The organism is Rhodococcus aetherivorans, from assembly GCF_011058165.1.
In the GTDB taxonomy this organism is placed as follows: Bacteria; Actinomycetota; Actinomycetes; order Mycobacteriales; family Mycobacteriaceae; genus Rhodococcus; species Rhodococcus aetherivorans.
This window is the reverse complement of the sequence record NZ_JAALEG010000117.1, coordinates 1-15,709: the sequence shown is the minus strand read 5'-3', so window position 1 is coordinate 15,709 and position 15,709 is coordinate 1. Positions and strand designations below refer to the sequence as shown.

Annotated in this window: 9 protein-coding genes; 2 read left to right on the top strand and 7 right to left on the bottom strand. The window is 69.8% G+C overall.

Features of this window, described 5'->3' with window-relative positions; all coding sequences use genetic code 11:
* Window positions 1-222: 222 nt before the first annotated feature.
* The 3 genes from G6039_RS27610 to G6039_RS27600 form a co-directional block, all read right to left on the bottom strand.
* Window positions 223-711 (bottom strand): QcrA and Rieske domain-containing protein, encoded by a 489-nt coding sequence (locus tag G6039_RS27610; protein WP_029545047.1) that lies wholly within the window; start codon window positions 709-711, stop codon window positions 223-225.
* 102 nt (window positions 712-813) lie between these two features.
* The gene (locus G6039_RS27605; protein ID WP_043800593.1) at window positions 814-2,343 is read right to left on the bottom strand and encodes a DHA2 family efflux MFS transporter permease subunit; all 1,530 of its coding nucleotides are present in this window, start codon (window positions 2,341-2,343) and stop codon (window positions 814-816) included.
* A 260-nt stretch (window positions 2,344-2,603) separates the two neighbouring features.
* Window positions 2,604-4,298 (bottom strand): FAD-dependent oxidoreductase, encoded by a 1,695-nt coding sequence (locus G6039_RS27600; protein ID WP_043800595.1) that lies wholly within the window; start codon window positions 4,296-4,298, stop codon window positions 2,604-2,606.
* A 155-nt stretch (window positions 4,299-4,453) separates the two neighbouring features.
* On the opposite strand from G6039_RS27600, the gene G6039_RS27595 reads away from it, so the two are divergent.
* Complete coding sequence (locus G6039_RS27595; RefSeq protein ID WP_006931283.1) at window positions 4,454-5,254, top strand: acyl-[acyl-carrier-protein] thioesterase; 801 nt, start codon at window positions 4,454-4,456, stop codon at window positions 5,252-5,254.
* A gap of 23 nt (window positions 5,255-5,277) precedes the next feature.
* A complete protein-coding gene (locus tag G6039_RS27590; protein WP_006931286.1) occupies window positions 5,278-5,769 on the top strand; it encodes a SixA phosphatase family protein in 492 nt (163 codons plus the stop codon).
* Between the two features lie 24 nt (window positions 5,770-5,793).
* Here the strand turns inward: G6039_RS27590 and G6039_RS27585 are convergent, their stop codons facing one another.
* The 4 genes from G6039_RS27585 to G6039_RS27570 form a co-directional block, all read right to left on the bottom strand.
* Complete coding sequence (locus G6039_RS27585) at window positions 5,794-6,807, bottom strand: iron-siderophore ABC transporter substrate-binding protein (RefSeq protein WP_235194090.1); 1,014 nt, start codon at window positions 6,805-6,807, stop codon at window positions 5,794-5,796.
* 175 nt (window positions 6,808-6,982) lie between these two features.
* A complete protein-coding gene (locus tag G6039_RS27580) occupies window positions 6,983-10,954 on the bottom strand; it encodes a DNA-directed RNA polymerase subunit beta' (protein WP_043800598.1) in 3,972 nt (1,323 codons plus the stop codon).
* Between the two features lie 111 nt (window positions 10,955-11,065).
* Entirely contained in the window at window positions 11,066-14,572 is a 3,507-nt protein-coding gene (rpoB, locus tag G6039_RS27575; protein WP_338148587.1) for a DNA-directed RNA polymerase subunit beta, read from the bottom strand.
* 341 nt (window positions 14,573-14,913) lie between these two features.
* A partial coding sequence (locus tag G6039_RS27570; protein WP_206531397.1) for a hypothetical protein occupies window positions 14,914-15,709 on the bottom strand: 796 nt, incomplete at its 5' end.

Sequence of the window (15,709 nt, the reverse complement as noted above, 5' to 3'; positions counted from 1 at the left end):
GCCGGCGCGGACGTGGCGGCCGGGCCGGGGGCGGGCGTGGGGCCGCCGTCCTCCTTGGAGACGTTGACCGCGAGCAGGACCGCGGCGAGCACCACCACCGCCGCCAACGTGATCAACGGCCCCCTGCGCACCATCGGGTCCCCTCGCCGGTCCGCACTTCAATGATGATGTCGCGGTCGAATCTACTCCGCCGCCGCCCGCCCGCTCAGCGAATCGCCCGCATCAGTCGACGACGACGTCCGCACCGCGGGCCGCGGCCGGACGCGCCTTGAGCGGCTTGCGGGCGGGCCCCTTGCTCACGGTCCCGTCCAGACGGAACCGGCTGCCGTGACAGTCGCAGACGATCTCGTCGGCCTCGACGCCGGTGATGTTGCAGCCCGAGTGGGTGCACAGCGCGACGAACGCCCGGTAGTCCCCGGCGACGGGTTGCGTCACCACGAGACGCTTGTCGGCGAACAGGACGCCGCTGCCCACCGGGATGTCGGCCGCGGCAGCCACGACCGCGGCGTCCGGACCGGGCTCAGGCGGCGTGGTCGGTGCGGCGGAGGTGCCGTCGGCGCCACTCTGGTCGGCCTCGGCACCGCACGCGGACAGGACTGCGGCGGCCGCGACCGCACCGGCACCGCCGAAGAGGGCGCGCCGGCACAGACGCGGCTGTCCGGGTGCCTCGTCCGTCGCGGCGGGGCCTCGGTGGGTGGGTTCGATGCTCATTGGGTCGTCCGTTCGGGTCGCCGTCGTGCTGCCGGAACGAGGTTAGCCGCAGACACGGAGAGGGGGCCGCGACGTACGTCACGGCCCCCTCCGGACGGCCGGCTAGTGGACGGCCACCGGCTGCAGTCCCTCCCCGGCCGGATGCTTGACGCGCGTGCGCGGCAGGAACAGCGCCGGGATCACCGCGAGGGCCATGAGGACGGTCGCGACGAGGAACGTGGTCGCGAACGCGTCCGCGAGCGAGGTGAGGATCGACTCCTGCACCGGTGCGGGCAGCTGTTCCAGAGCTGCCGGGTCCATCTGCCCGCCGCCCTCGGGCGCCCCCGCCGGGGTCGCCAGGCGGCTGCTCAGGATCACCGACATGGTCGCGGTGCCCACGGAGCCGGCGGCCTGCTGGACGATGTTCATCAGCGTCGACCCGCGGGCCACGCTCTGATGGGTCAGCGTCTGCAGCGCGGCCGTCATCGTCGGCATCATCGTGGCACCCATGCCCATGCCCATGACGAACAGCGCACCGAGCAGCAGCACGTACGACGTGTCCGTGCCCACCTGCGTGAAGACGGCCATGCCGAGCGTGACGAGGGTCAGGCCGACGAGCACGATCTTCCCGGGTCCGATCCGGTCGACGAGCCGGCCGGCGACCGGCATGGTGAGCATGGCGCCGAGGCCCTGCGGCGCGAGCAGGATGCCCGCCGCCAGGGTCGACTCGCCCCGCACCTGGAGGAAGTAGCTGGGGAACAGCAGTCCTGCGCCGAAGAACGCGATCGCGAACACCGACATGGTGAGCACCGCGAACGTCAGTTGGCGGTTGCGGAACAGGTACAGGTCGATGAGCGGGTTCCGGGCACGCAGGGCGTGGAACACGAACGCGACGATCAGCGCGGCGCCGATCGCGCCCGGCACGAGGACCCGCGTCGCGGCGACGGTGCCGACCTCCGGGATGGACGAGACGCCGAACAGGAACAGCGCCAGGCCCGGCGACAGGAGCGCCATGCCGACGAAGTCGAAGGACTCGGACCGGCTGGGGCGGTCCTTCGGCAGGATCAGCACGGAGGCGACGAGGGCCACGACGCCGATGGGCAGGTTGATCAGGAAGATCCAGTGCCAGCTGGCAGTGTCGATCAGCCAGCCGCCGAGGATCGGGCCCCCGATCGGGCCCAGCAGCATCGGGATGCCGAGCACCGCCATCACGCGGCCGACCCGGTGCGGTCCCGCGGCGTGGGTCATGATCGTCATGCCCAGCGGCATGAGCATGCCGCCGCCCAGACCCTGCACCACGCGGAACCCGATGAGCGACGTGATGTCCCACGCCATGCTGCACAGCACGGACCCGGCGACGAACAGGACGAGGGCGGCGAGGTACAGCCGTTTGGTGCCGAACCGGTCCGCGGCCCAGCCCGTGAGCGGAATCACGCTGGCCAGCGCCAGCGTGTAGGCGGTCATCGTCCACGCGACGGTCGCGTAGCTGGAGTCGAAGTCCTCCATGAACGTCGGCACGGCGACGGAGACGACCGTCACGTCGAGGATCGACATGATGGCGCCGAGCACCACCACCGACGCGATCTTCAGAACTGCCGCGTCGAGCTTGTCGCTCGCCGGCGCGGCGGCCGGGCCCGCATGGGGGGCTGTCATGGGTCGGTCCTCTCGAGGCGCGATGGCAGGCAGACCTGCCAGGATGGGATCGAGGGGGCCGGGCACCACGTCGTACCGTGCGGCGACGACGATCTCGGCGCGAGCCGCGTGTCACCCTCGACGTGCCCGGCGACCAGCGCGCGCCCCGACAGCGCGGCGGATCGACATCCCGGCCTGCGCTCCCCCGGCGGACGTCGCCGCGGGCGGTGCCGGGCACCGCCGAAAGATACTAGTCCCGACGCAGGCGGAGCCCCAACCGATTATCGGCGCACCAGACGCAGCAGGCTTCGCCCCGGCCGCGGCCGCCCGGCCGCGGTCTCCGTGAGGCGGGCGCGGTCGGTCAGCTTGACGCGCGGCCGGCCGGCGGCGCGGCCGGCCGCCCGCTCGGCCCCGTCGATCTCGTGCCATCCGCTCAGGCCCACCCGGGTGGGCCGCCGCTGCCCGAGCAGGCGATCGAGTTCCCGCCGGCCACCGGCCGGACGCGCGAGCCGGCCGGCGTCGAAGTCGGCGAGCAGGGCCGCGACCGTCTCCTTGGCGCACGCCTTGTTGGTTCCGATCACGCCGCTCGGACCGCGCTTGATCCACCCGGTGACGTACACGCCGGGTCCGGCGGCGGTGACCCGCCCGCCCTCGTTGGGGACGATCCCCCGTCGCTCGTCGAACGGCACTCCCGGGAGGGGGACCCCGCGGTAGCCGATCGAGCGCAGCACCAGCTGCGCGTCGAGGTGCAGGGCCTGCCCGGCGGGCCGGGCGACGAGCGCACTGTCGTCGCCGGCGATCAGGTCGTTGCGTACCGCGCGCAGTCCGGTGACCCGTTCGGTGCCCTCGATCTCGGTGGGCGACACGAGATAGCGGAACACGATGCGCTTGTTCCCCGGCCGGGGCTCGCGGCGCGCGTACTCGCGCGCGAGCCGCATGCGCATCGCGACCGCCGGGTCGGCGGCGGCGAGCGCCGCGCTGGCGGGATCGAGCTCGAGCTCGGTCTCGTCGACGACGACGTCGACGCCGTTCAGATCGCCGAGGGCGAGGAACTCGGGGTTGCTGTAGGCCGCCTGGGCCGGACCCCGGCGGCCCAGCAGGACGACCTCGCGGATGTTGCTCCGGCGCAGCGCCTCGAGGGCGTGATCGGCGATGTCGGTGCGGGCCAGCTCGTCGACGTCCATGGTGAGGATGCGGGCGACGTCGAGGGCGACGTTGCCGTTGCCGACCACGACCGCGCGTTCGCCGGAGAGGTCGAAGACCCGGTCGGCGTAATCGGGGTGACCGTTGTACCAGGCGACGAACTCGGTGGCGGCGTGGCTGCCGGGAAGGTCCTCGCCGGCGATGCCGAGGTTGCGGTCGGCGGACGCCCCGGTCGCGTAGACGACGGCGTGGTGATGGGCGAGCAGCTCGGCGTGGTCGATGTCGCGGCCGACCTCGACGTCGAGGTGCAGGGCGAACGCGTCGCGGCGGAACGACCATTCGAACGACTCGGTGACGGCCTTGGTACCGGGGTGGTCGGGTGCGACACCGCTGCGGACGAGTCCCCAGGGGGTGGGGAGCCGGTCGAACATGTCCACCTCGACGTTCGAGCGCTCGAGCAGTTCCTGCGCGGCGTAACAGGCCGCCGGACCGGCACCGACGACCGCCACGCGCAGGGTGCCCTGCCCCCGCGGCGGGGCCGGGACGGGTGTCAGCGGGATCCAGTTCTCGGGCATCGGGTGCGCCGTGTAGTAGTCGGCGTTGATGTCCTTGAACCGGGCCTGAGCCTCGGTGAGCCGGTCCTCCGGGAAGATCGCCTCGACCGGGCAGGCGTCCGCGCACGCGCCGCAGTCGATGCAGGCCTGCGGGTCGATGTGCAGCATCTCGGTCTGCGCGAACTCCCGCTCCTCGGGCGTGGGATGGATGCAGTTCACCGGGCACACGGCGACGCAGCTCGCGTCGTTGCAGCACGTCTGGGTGATCACATAGGCCATGTCGTGTCCTCGAAGAGCCGGGACCGGATTTCATGTGACATCCGGTAACAGTTAACTCCACTGTAGCCTCGATGTCTCGCCCCTCGCAAGATTCGCTGCAGCCCTGCCCCGCAGCTGTCAGAATCGGCAGGGGCCGACGACGAGCAGGGGGACGAATGGGTTCGGACACGGCCGCGAAACCGGCACCGGAGAAGTCCGCGGCGGAGGACGCGCTGGCGCAGCCCCTCGGGGCCGCGCCCCCGCCCGACGACGCGTTCCGGTCCACGCGCACGGTGCGCACCGGCGACGTCGACAACCGGGAACGGCTCCGTCTCGACGGCGTGGCCCGCTACCTGCAGGACATCGGCACCGACAACCTCGACGCCGTCGACGCCACCGCCACCGACCCGCTGTGGATCGTGCGCCGCACCGTCGTCGACGTGCACCGGCCGGCCCGCTTCCGCGAACAACTCGAACTGCGCCGGTGGTGCGACGCCTTGTCCACGCGATGGGCCAACGTCCGCGTGCGGCTCGACGGCACCGGCGACGCCCTCATCGACACCTCGGCGTTCTGGATCAACATCGGGCCCACCAACGGGATGCCGGCCCGGATCAGCGACCGGCTCTGGGAGCACATGGCCCGCCATGCGGAGGACACCCGGCTGCGATGGCGGGCATGGCTGCCGCCCACGCCGTCCGACGACGCCGACGCCGGCACGGCCTTCCCGCTACGGGCCACCGACATCGACCCGTTCGACCACGTCAACAACGCCGCCTACTGGCACGGCATCGAGGAGCACCTGGCCGGCCGGCCGGAGCTGCAGACCGCGCCGTACCGTGCGGTGATCGAGCACCTTCGACCGGTCGTCGCCGGCGACGCGCTGGTCCTGCGCGCCCGTCACGAGACCGACGCGCTGACCCTGTGGTTCACGGTCGGCGACGAGGTGCGCGCGGTGGCACGCGTCGGCCGCCGGTGACCCTGACCACCTAGGGTGAACCCATGACCCGCACCCTGATCCTGTTGCGGCACGGGAAGTCCGCGTACCCGGACGGCGTCGCCGATCACGAGCGCCCCCTTGCCCCACGGGGACGACGCGAGGCCGGCCTCGCCGGACGCTGGCTGCGGGCCCACCAGCCCCCGATCGACGCCGTGCTGTGCTCGAGCGCGACGCGCGCCCGCAAGACCCTGGCGGAGGCCGCCGTCGAGGTCCCCACGGAGATCCTCGACGACCTCTACGAGGCCACGCCGGGGAAGATCGTCGACGCGATCCGCCAGGTCCCGGACGACGTGTCGACCCTGCTCGTGGTGGGCCACGAGCCCGTCCTGTCCGCGACGACGCTGCTGCTCTCGGACGACCACGACTCGGACGCCGCCCGTCAGATCATCGAGAAGTTCCCGACCTCCGCGGTGGCGGTGCTGGCGGTGCGGGGGCCGTGGCACGACCTGGGCCCGCGTGGTGCGGCCCTGGTCGACTTCCACATCCCGCGCTGACCGGGACGCCGACCGGGAATCGCCCTACTCGGCCGCGGCGGCGAGCGCCTCGAGATAGGCGTCGATGCCCCACGTCAGCGACAGCACGGTCGGCGGCGACACAGCGGCGATGAGCTCGGTGCCGTTGACCTTCGCGACCCGACCGTCGGTCACCTGCCCCATGGTCCGCGCCCACGGCTGGGCGAGCGTGCGCTCCTGGGCCGCGGCGTCGTCGGCGTAGGAGAGCAGGATGTCGCTGGTGAGCTTGCCGGCCTCCTCGAAGCTGAGGGTGAAGTAGAAGCTGGACTCGTCGGTGCTCAGCTCGGCCACGCTGGGTGCGCTCACCAGACCGAGGTCGGTGAGGAACTCCACGCGCGAGTCGGCCGGCTTGTAGACGTAGAAGGTGTCGCCGGTGTCCCACACCGCGGCGACGGTCCTGCCCCGCAGCTGCGGATAGGCTTCCGCCTTCTCCGCGATGGTGGCCTCGGTGTCGGCGATCAGCCGGGCCGCCTCGCCGGATCTGCCGAGCGCCTGCCCGACGGTGGCGACGACGTCGCGCCACGGGGTGGCCCACGGCTCGTCCGGGTACGCGACGGTCGGCGCGATCCGGCTCAGCGTCTCGTACTGCTCCCGGGTGAGCCCGGAGTAGTTGGCGAGAATGACGTCCGGCCGCGCCGCCGCGATCTGCTCCACCGGCACGTCCGTGCCGTCGTTCGGCAGGACGGCCGGTGTCTCGGCGCCCAGCTCGGCGAGCCGGTCCCCGATCCACGGCAGCACCCCCTGCGCGTCGCCGCCGTAGGACTGGGCCGGGATGGCAACGGGCACGACGCCGAGCGCGAGCGCGGCATCGGTGCTGCCGAAGCCCCACGTGACCACCCGCTCGGGTTCGCCGTCGAGCGTCGTGCTGCCGAGGGCGTGTTCGATCGTGACCGGGAACGCGCCTCCGGCCGCGGACGACGACTCGCCGGCCTCGTCGCTCCCCGACGAGCACGCGGTCAGGACGAACGTGAGAGCGAGTCCGGCTGCGGCGAGCAGCCTCGGGATTCGGGTCGACGGCACAGGCGTTCCCTTCGGGTTGTTAGGAGTGCCTACCCAAACTAGCCGACGACCGGCGCGGCCGTGACGCCCACCCCGGAAACCAGGAAGGCCCCGCCCCCGAAGAGAAGAGGGCGGGACCTTCGTGGCCACGGCAGAGAGCCGGGCCGCAGCCGGTTTCCCGGCCGCGGCGACGGATCTACCGGTAGTCGCTGGAGTAACCGTAATCGTCGAGCGGAACCGCAGCGCCGGTGTTCTGGCCGAAGCCCTCCGGCGAGTAGTACTGATCCTCGTACGACGGGATCGCGTACGCGGCCGCGCGGGCCTCCTCGGTCGGCTGCACCTGGATGTTCCGGTACCGGTTGATGCCGGTGCCGGCCGGGATCAGCTTGCCGATGATCACGTTCTCCTTCAGACCGATCAGCTTGTCCGAGCGGCAGTTGATCGCCGCGTCGGTCAGCACGCGAGTGGTCTCCTGGAACGACGCCGCCGACAGCCACGAATCGGTGGCCAGCGACGCCTTGGTGATACCCATGAGCACGGGACGACCGGCAGCCGGCTCGCCGCCCTCGGCGACGACCCGCCGGTTGGAAGCCTCGAACTCGCTGCGCTCGACCAGCGAACCGGGCAGGAACTCCGTCGAACCCGAGTCGATGATCGTGACGCGACGCAGCATCTGGCGCACGATGACCTCGATGTGCTTGTCGTGGATCGACACACCCTGGCTGCGGTACACCTCCTGAACCTCGTTCACGAGGTGGACCTGCACCTGACGCGGACCCATGACACGCAGCACCTCGTGCGGATCGGCAGCACCCTCGAGGAGCTGCTGACCGACCTCCACGTGGTCGCCGTCGGCGAGGATGCCCTCGGTGCCGTTCGCCTTGCGGATCACGTGCAGACGCTGACGCTTCGACAGCTTGTCGTACACGACCTCCTCGCCGCCGTCGTCCGGGACGATGGTGATCTTGTAGAAGCGGTCGTCGTCCTCGAGGCGCACGCGGCCGGAGACGTCGGCGATGGGCGCCTTGCCCTTCGGGACGCGGGCCTCGAACAGCTCCTGCACTCGCGGCAGACCGCCGGTGATGTCCTCACCGACGCCACCCTGGTGGAACGTACGCATCGTCAGCTGCGTACCGGGCTCACCGATCGACTGCGCGGCGACGATACCGACGGCCTCGCCGATGTCGACGAGCTTGCCGGTCGCCATCGAGCGGCCGTAGCAGGTGGCGCACACGCCGGTGCCGGTGTCGCAGGTCAGCACGGAGCGGACCTTGACCTTCCGGATGCCGGCGGCCAGCAGGGCCTCGATCGCCGGGTCGCCGAGGTCGCTGCCCCGGGTGACGACGACGTTGCCGTCCGCGTCGACCGCATCGGTGGCCAGCGTACGGGCGTACGTGCTGGTCTCGATGTGGGCGTCGCGCACCAAGCGGCCGGTCTCGTTGCCCTCGCCGTCGCGCTCGGGCTCGGCGATGACCATCTCGATACCGCGCGGGGTGCCGCAGTCGGTCTCGCGGACGATGACGTCCTGCGACACGTCGACCAGACGACGGGTCAGGTAACCCGAGTCGGCGGTACGGAGCGCGGTGTCGGCCAGACCCTTACGGGCACCGTGGGTGTTGATGAAGTACTCGAGCACGGTCAGGCCCTCACGGAACGAGGACTTGATCGGGCGCGGGATGAACTCACCCTTCGGGTTCGTCACCAGACCCTTCATGCCCGCGAGCGAGCGGATCTGGGTCATGTTGCCCGCGGCGCCGGACTTCACGATCGTCGGGATCGGGTTGTCGTCCGGGTAGTGCGCCTCCATGGCCTGACCGACCTCTTCGGTCGCCTCCTGCCACAGCTTGACGAGCGAGTCGCGCCGCTCCTCCTTCGAGAGGGCACCACGAGCGAACTTGCGCTCGAGCTGATCCGCGGACGCCTCGTAGCGCTCGAGGATCTCCTTCTTCTCCGGCGGCACCAGCACGTCGGCCATCGACACGGTGACACCCGAGCGGGTGGCCCAGTAGAAGCCGGCGTCCTTGAGCTTGTCGACGGTCTGCGCGACGACGATCATCGGGTAGCGCTCGGCCAGATCGTTGATGATCGCGGCCTGACGCTTCTTCGGCATGACGTCGTTGACGAAGCCGTAGTTCACCGGCAGCAGCTCGTTGAACAGCACGCGACCGAGCGTGGTCTGCACGGTCCAGCCGTCACCGTAGTTCCAGCCGTCGGGGAACAGCTCGGCCTCGACGTCCTTCGGCGGGCGCTGCCGCGTCAGGCGCACCTTGATCGGGGCCTGCACCGAGAGCACGCCGCGGTCGACGGCCATGATGGCCTCGGCCGGGGACGAGTACACGCCCTGCTCCGGCTCGTCGTCGGTAGCCGGCCGGTACGCGCCCGGCGCGTCCTCGACCAGGCGGGTCAGGTGGAACAGACCGGTCACCATGTCCAGACGCGGCATGGCGAGCGGACGACCCGACGCCGGCGACAGGATGTTGTTCGACGACAGCATCAGGACGCGGGCCTCGGCCTGCGCCTCCGCGGACAGCGGCAGGTGCACGGCCATCTGGTCACCGTCGAAGTCGGCGTTGAACGCCTCACACACGAGCGGGTGCAGCTGGATGGCCTTGCCCTCGACGAGCTGCGGCTCGAACGCCTGGATACCGAGGCGGTGCAGCGTAGGAGCACGGTTGAGCAGCACGGGGTGCTCGTTGATGACCTCTTCGAGGACGTCCCACACCTGCGGGCGCTGCCGCTCGACCATGCGCTTCGCGGACTTGATGTTCTGCGCGTGGTTCAGGTCGACCAGGCGCTTCATCACGAACGGCTTGAACAGCTCGAGCGCCATCAGCTTCGGCAGACCGCACTGGTGCAGCTTGAGCTGCGGGCCGACGACGATGACCGAACGGCCGGAGTAGTCGACGCGCTTGCCGAGCAGGTTCTGACGGAACCGGCCCTGCTTGCCCTTGAGGAGGTCGGACAGCGACTTCAGCGGACGGTTGCCCGGGCCGGTGACCGGCCGGCCACGACGGCCGTTGTCGAACAACGCGTCCACGGACTCCTGCAGCATCCGCTTCTCGTTGTTGACGATGATCTCGGGGGCGCCGAGGTCGATCAGTCGCTTGAGGCGGTTGTTGCGGTTGATGACGCGGCGGTACAGGTCGTTCAGGTCGGAGGTCGCGAAGCGCCCACCGTCGAGCTGCACCATCGGACGCAGCTCCGGCGGGATCACCGGCACCGCATCGAGAACCATGCCCATGGGCGAGTTGCCGGACTGCTGGAACGCCGCGACGACCTTCAGTCGCTTCAGGGCGCGCAGCTTCTTCTGGCCCTTGCCGCTGCGGATGGTCTCGCGCAGCGACTCGGCCTCGGCGTCGATATCGAAGTTCTCGATGAGCTTCTGGATCGACTCGGCACCCATCGCGCCGGTGAAGTACTCGCCGTAGCGGTCCTGCAGCTCGCGGTAGAGCAGCTCGTCGACGATCAGGTCCTTCGGCTTGAGCTTGGTGAAGGTGTTCCAGATCTCCTCGAGCCGGTCCAGCTCGCGCTGGGCGCGGTCGCGCAGCTGACGCATCTCGCGCTCGCCGCCGTCCTTGACCTTGCGGCGGACGTCGGACTTGGCACCCTCCGCCTCGAGCTCGGCCAGGTCGGCCTCGAGCTTCTGCGCGCGGGCCTCGAGGTCGGCGTCGCGCTGATCGGCGACGGACTTCTTCTCGACCTCCATCTCGGCCTCGAGGGTCGAGAGCTCGTTGTGGCGCAGCTCGTCGTCCACCGCCGTGATGACGTACGCGGCGAAGTAGATGATCTTCTCGAGATCCTTCGGCGCCAGGTCGAGCAGGTAGCCGAGGCGGCTCGGCACACCCTTGAAGTACCAGATGTGCGTGACCGGCGCGGCGAGCTCGATGTGGCCCATGCGCTCACGACGCACCTTGGCGCGAGTGACCTCGACGCCGCAGCGCTCACAGATGATGCCCTTGAAGCGGACACGCTTGTACTTGCCGCAGTAGCACTCCCAGTCCCGGGTGGGGCCGAAGATCTTCTCGCAGAAGAGGCCGTCCTTCTCGGGCTTGAGCGTGCGGTAGTTGATGGTCTCCGGCTTCTTGACCTCGCCGTACGACCAGTTGCGGATGTCCTCCGCAGTGGCCAGGCCGATGCGGAGTTCATCGAAGAAGTTGACGTCGAGCACGTAACTTCCTTTCCCCTTTACGGGTTTTGTTGCTGCTAGTTGTCGCTATCGCTGCCGGGGCCCGATGAGATACGCGCCGGCTGAGCGGGGCGTATCTCATCGGGTCGGCTCCTAGTTCGCGAGGTCGTCGACCGTGGCCGACTCGTTGCGGGAAAGGTTGATGCCCAGGTTGGCCGCCGCCCGCTCGAGGTCCTCGTCGTCGCCGTCGGCCATCGCGATGGCCGCGCCGTCGCTGGACAGCACCTCCACGTTCAGGCACAGCGACTGGAGCTCCTTGAGGAGCACCTTGAAGGACTCGGGGATGCCCGGCTCCGGGATGTTCTCGCCCTTCACGATGGCCTCGTAGACCTTCACGCGGCCCACCACGTCGTCCGACTTGATGGTGAGCAGCTCCTGCAGCGTGTACGCCGCACCGTAGGCCTGCATGGCCCAGCACTCCATCTCACCGAAGCGCTGGCCACCGAACTGCGCCTTACCACCGAGCGGCTGCTGGGTGATCATCGAGTACGGGCCGGTCGAACGCGCGTGGATCTTGTCGTCGACCAGGTGGTGCAGCTTGATGATGTACATGTAGCCGACCGACACCGGGTACGGGAACGGCTCGCCGGAGCGACCGTCGAACAGCGTCGCCTTGCCGTCGGGGCCGACCATGACCTCGCCGTCGCGGTTCGGCAGCGTGGAGCCCAGCAGGCCCGTCAGCTCGTCCTCGCGGGCACCGTCGAACACCGGGGTGGCGATGTTGGTGTTCGGCTCGGCGGCGAGCATGTCGTCGGACAGGTTCTTCGCCCACTCCGGACGCTCACCGTCCCCGGCCACCTGGACGTTCCAGCCGGCCTTGCCGATCCAGCCGAGATGCGTCTCGAGGATCTGGCCGATGTTCATACGACGCGGAACACCGTGGGTGTTGAGGATGATGTCGACCGGGGTGCCGTCGGGCAGGAACGGCATGTCCTCCTGCGGGAGGATCTTGCCGATGACGCCCTTGTTGCCGTGCCGGCCGGCGAGCTTGTCGCCGTCCTGGATCTTGCGCTTCTGCGCCACGTACACGCGGACCAGCTCGTTGACACCCGGGGGCAGATCGTCGTCGTCCTCGCGCGAGAACACGCGGACGCCGATGACCTTGCCGGTCTCGCCGTGCGGCACCTTCAGCGACGTGTCGCGCACCTCGCGGGCCTTCTCGCCGAAGATCGCGCGCAGCAGCCGCTCCTCGGGGGTCAGCTCGGTCTCGCCCTTCGGGGTGACCTTGCCGACGAGGATGTCGCCGTCGCGCACCTCGGCACCGATGCGCACGATGCCGCGCTCGTCGAGGTCCGCGAGGACCTCGTCGGAGACGTTGGGGATGTCGCGGGTGATCTCCTCGGCACCGAGCTTGGTGTCGCGGGCGTCGATCTCGTGCTCCTCGATGTGGATCGAGGTGAGCACGTCCTCCTCCACGAGGCGCTGCGACAGGATGATCGCGTCCTCGTAGTTGTGGCCTTCCCACGGCATGATCGCCACGAGCAGGTTCTTGCCGAGCGCCATCTCACCGTTCTCGGTGCAGGGGCCGTCGGCGAGGACCTGGCCGGACTCGACGCGCTGGCCCTCGTCCACGATCGGCCGCTGGTTCGAGCAGGTGCCCTGGTTCGAGCGGTCGAACTTGCGCAGCCGGTAGGTGCGACGGGTGCCGTCGTCGGCCATCACGGTGATGAAGTCGGCCGAGACCTCCTCGATCACGCCCGACTTCTCGGTGACGACGACGTCGCCGGCATCGACGGCGGCACGCAGCTCCATGCCGGTACCGACGACCGGGGCCTCGTTGCGCACCAGCGGCACGGCCTGACGCTGCATGTTCGCACCCATGAGGGCACGGTTGGCGTCGTCGTGCTCGAGGAACGGGATCATGGCCGTGGCCACCGACACCATCTGCCGCGGCGAGACGTCCATGTAGTCGACCTCGGTCGCCGCGACGAACTCGACCTCGCCGCCCTTCTTGCGGACGAGGACGCGCTCCTCGGTGAAGCGGCCGTCGGCGTCGACCGGCGAGTTGGCCTGCGCCACGACGTGGCGGTCCTCCTCGTCGGCGGTCAGGTAGTCGACCTGGTCGGTGACGATGCCGCCCTCGACCTTGCGGTACGGGGTCTCGATGAAACCGAACGGGTTGACCCGCGCGTACACCGACAGGGAGCCGATCAGGCCGATGTTCGGGCCTTCCGGCGTCTCGATCGGGCACATGCGGCCGTAGTGCGAGTGGTGGACGTCGCGGACCTCGAGGCCGGCCCGCTCACGGGACAGACCACCGGGGCCGAGCGCCCAGAGGCGGCGCTTGTGGGTCAGGCCCGACAGCGGGTTGTTCTGGTCCATGAACTGCGACAGCTGGGAGGTTCCGAAGAACTCCTTGATCGCGGCCACGACGGGACGGATGTTGATCAGCGTCTGCGGCGTGATGGCCTCGACGTCCTGGGTGGTCATCCGCTCGCGGACGACGCGCTCCATGCGGGACAGGCCGACGCGGATCTGGTTCTGGATGAGCTCGCCGACGGTGCGCAGGCGACGGTTGCCGAAGTGGTCGATGTCGTCGACCTCGACGGGAACCTCGACGCCGCCGGGCGCCGTCATGGTGGTCTCGCTCGCGTGCAGGCGCACCAGGTACTCGATCGTGGCGACGATGTCTTCCTCGGTGAGGGTCGACGCCTCGATCGGCTGGCCGGCGTTCAGGCCCAGCTTCTTGTTGATCTTGTAACGTCCCACGCGCGCCAGGTCGTAGCGCTTGTCCTTGAAGAAGAGGTTCTCCAGCAGGGTCTGCGCGCTCTCCTTGGTGGGCGGCTCGCCCGGGCGCAGCTTGCGGTAGATGTCGAGCAGCGCCTCGTCGGTGCCGGCCGTGTTGTCCTTCTCGAGGGTGGACATCATGATCTCGGAGAAGCCGAAGCGCTCGACGATCTGCTCGTTGGTCCAGCCGAGGGCCTTGAGCAGCACGGTGACCGGCTGGCGGCGCTTGCGGTCGATCCGCACGCCGACGGTGTCGCGCTTGTCGACGTCGAACTCGAGCCACGCGCCGCGGCCCGGGATCACCTTGACGCTGTGCAGGTCCTTCTCGGTGCTCTTGTCGACCGCGCGGTCGAAGTACACGCCCGGGGAGCGCACCAGCTGCGAGACGACGACACGCTCGGTGCCGTTGATGATGAAGGTGCCCTTGTCGGTCATCATCGGGAAGTCACCCATGAAGACCGTCTGGCTCTTGATCTCGCCGGTGTTGTTGTTGATGAACTCGGCAGTGACGAACAGCGGCGCCGCGTACGTCATGTCCTTGTCCTTGCACTCCTCGACCGAGGCCTTGACCTCGTCGAAGCGCGGATCGGAGAAGGACAGGGACATCGACCCGGAGAAGTCCTCGATCGGAGAGAGCTCCGCCAGGATCTCCTCGAGGCCACCGACGACGGGGCCGTCACCGCGCTCGGCAGCGAGCGCGCGCCAGCGCTCCGAGCCGATCAGCCATTCGAAGGAATCTGTCTGTAGATCGAGGAGCCCAGGGACTTCGAGAGGTTCGCGAATCTTCGCGAACGACACCCTCTTCGGGGCTCCGGGGATTCCGGCAACTGCCTTGGTCTGGCTAGAGACTGCCAAGATGCGTCCTTCCAGCACCTCACGCGGGCCGCTCCAACCGGTGCGACCGCCGCTGTACCTGCTTCTTCATGTGGGGCGTTATCGCTGGTCGCAACCCGAACGACAACCCCACCACGAAGTCGGCGGAACGAGCCCCGAAGGGCAACGCTCCCGGCGATGCGGTCGAAGGATGGACAGGAGGCAGCCAGCGCAAAGTCCGAACTTACACCCAAAAGTCGCAGATGTCGAGCGACGGCACGAAAAGAAGCGCCCGACCCCGGGCGCCCAGGACGCGTATTCGTGCGTGCGTACCGATAGAGTGACCGCTCACGCCGCCCGCGTCAAGAGCAACCAGGCCGATTGTCCCGTCGGAACGTCCGTCACCGGTCCCGGATCTCGGAGACCAGCCACTTGCCGTCGATCCTCTCCATCCGCACCAGCAGCGGCGCCGACGCACTGCCCTGGGCGACCGCGTCGCCCGTCGCGCTGACGCTGATGAACGCCGCGACCTCGGCGCGGTCGTCGTCGAGCATCGACGCACCGATGTGGTCGATCCGCACCTCCGTCGCGGTGTGCGTCTGCACCGCGGCCTGCTTGGTGACCTCCGCGGTCAGGTCGAACTCCTCCCGCATCGGCGGGGTGAGGACCTCGCGGATCTCGGCGAAGTCCTGGTCGATCGTCTCGTGGTTGTAGCCGTGCATCGTCTCGATCGCATGGCCGGCGGCAGCGGTGACCTCCGCCGTCGCGGCGCTGTCGACCCACGCCTCGTTGCTCACCGTCGCACCGGGACGGGCGGCAGCGACCGCGGCGAACGCACCGAGTGCGACCGCGGCACCGCCGAGGATCGCCACCGGGCGCCAGCTGCCGCGCGCGACGGTGCCGCCGGGCTGCTCCCCCGGCTCCCGCTCCGCTCCGGCGTCCTCGACCGGTGCCGGCGTGCGCAGGCCGGGAGCGCTCTTGCGGGCCGTCTCGGACCCGGAAGCCGTGGGGGCTTTCCCGGCCGGCTCCACCGGGGCCGGTGTGGGCGCCTGCGGCGCGGTGGTCGCGGACGGCTCGGACCCGGTCGTCGCGGGCCCGGTGGTCGCGGACTCGGTCGTCGCGGACTCGGTCGTCGCGGGCTCGATCGTCGCGGGCTCGGTCGTCGCGGGCTCGGTCGTCGCGGGCTCGGGGGTCTCG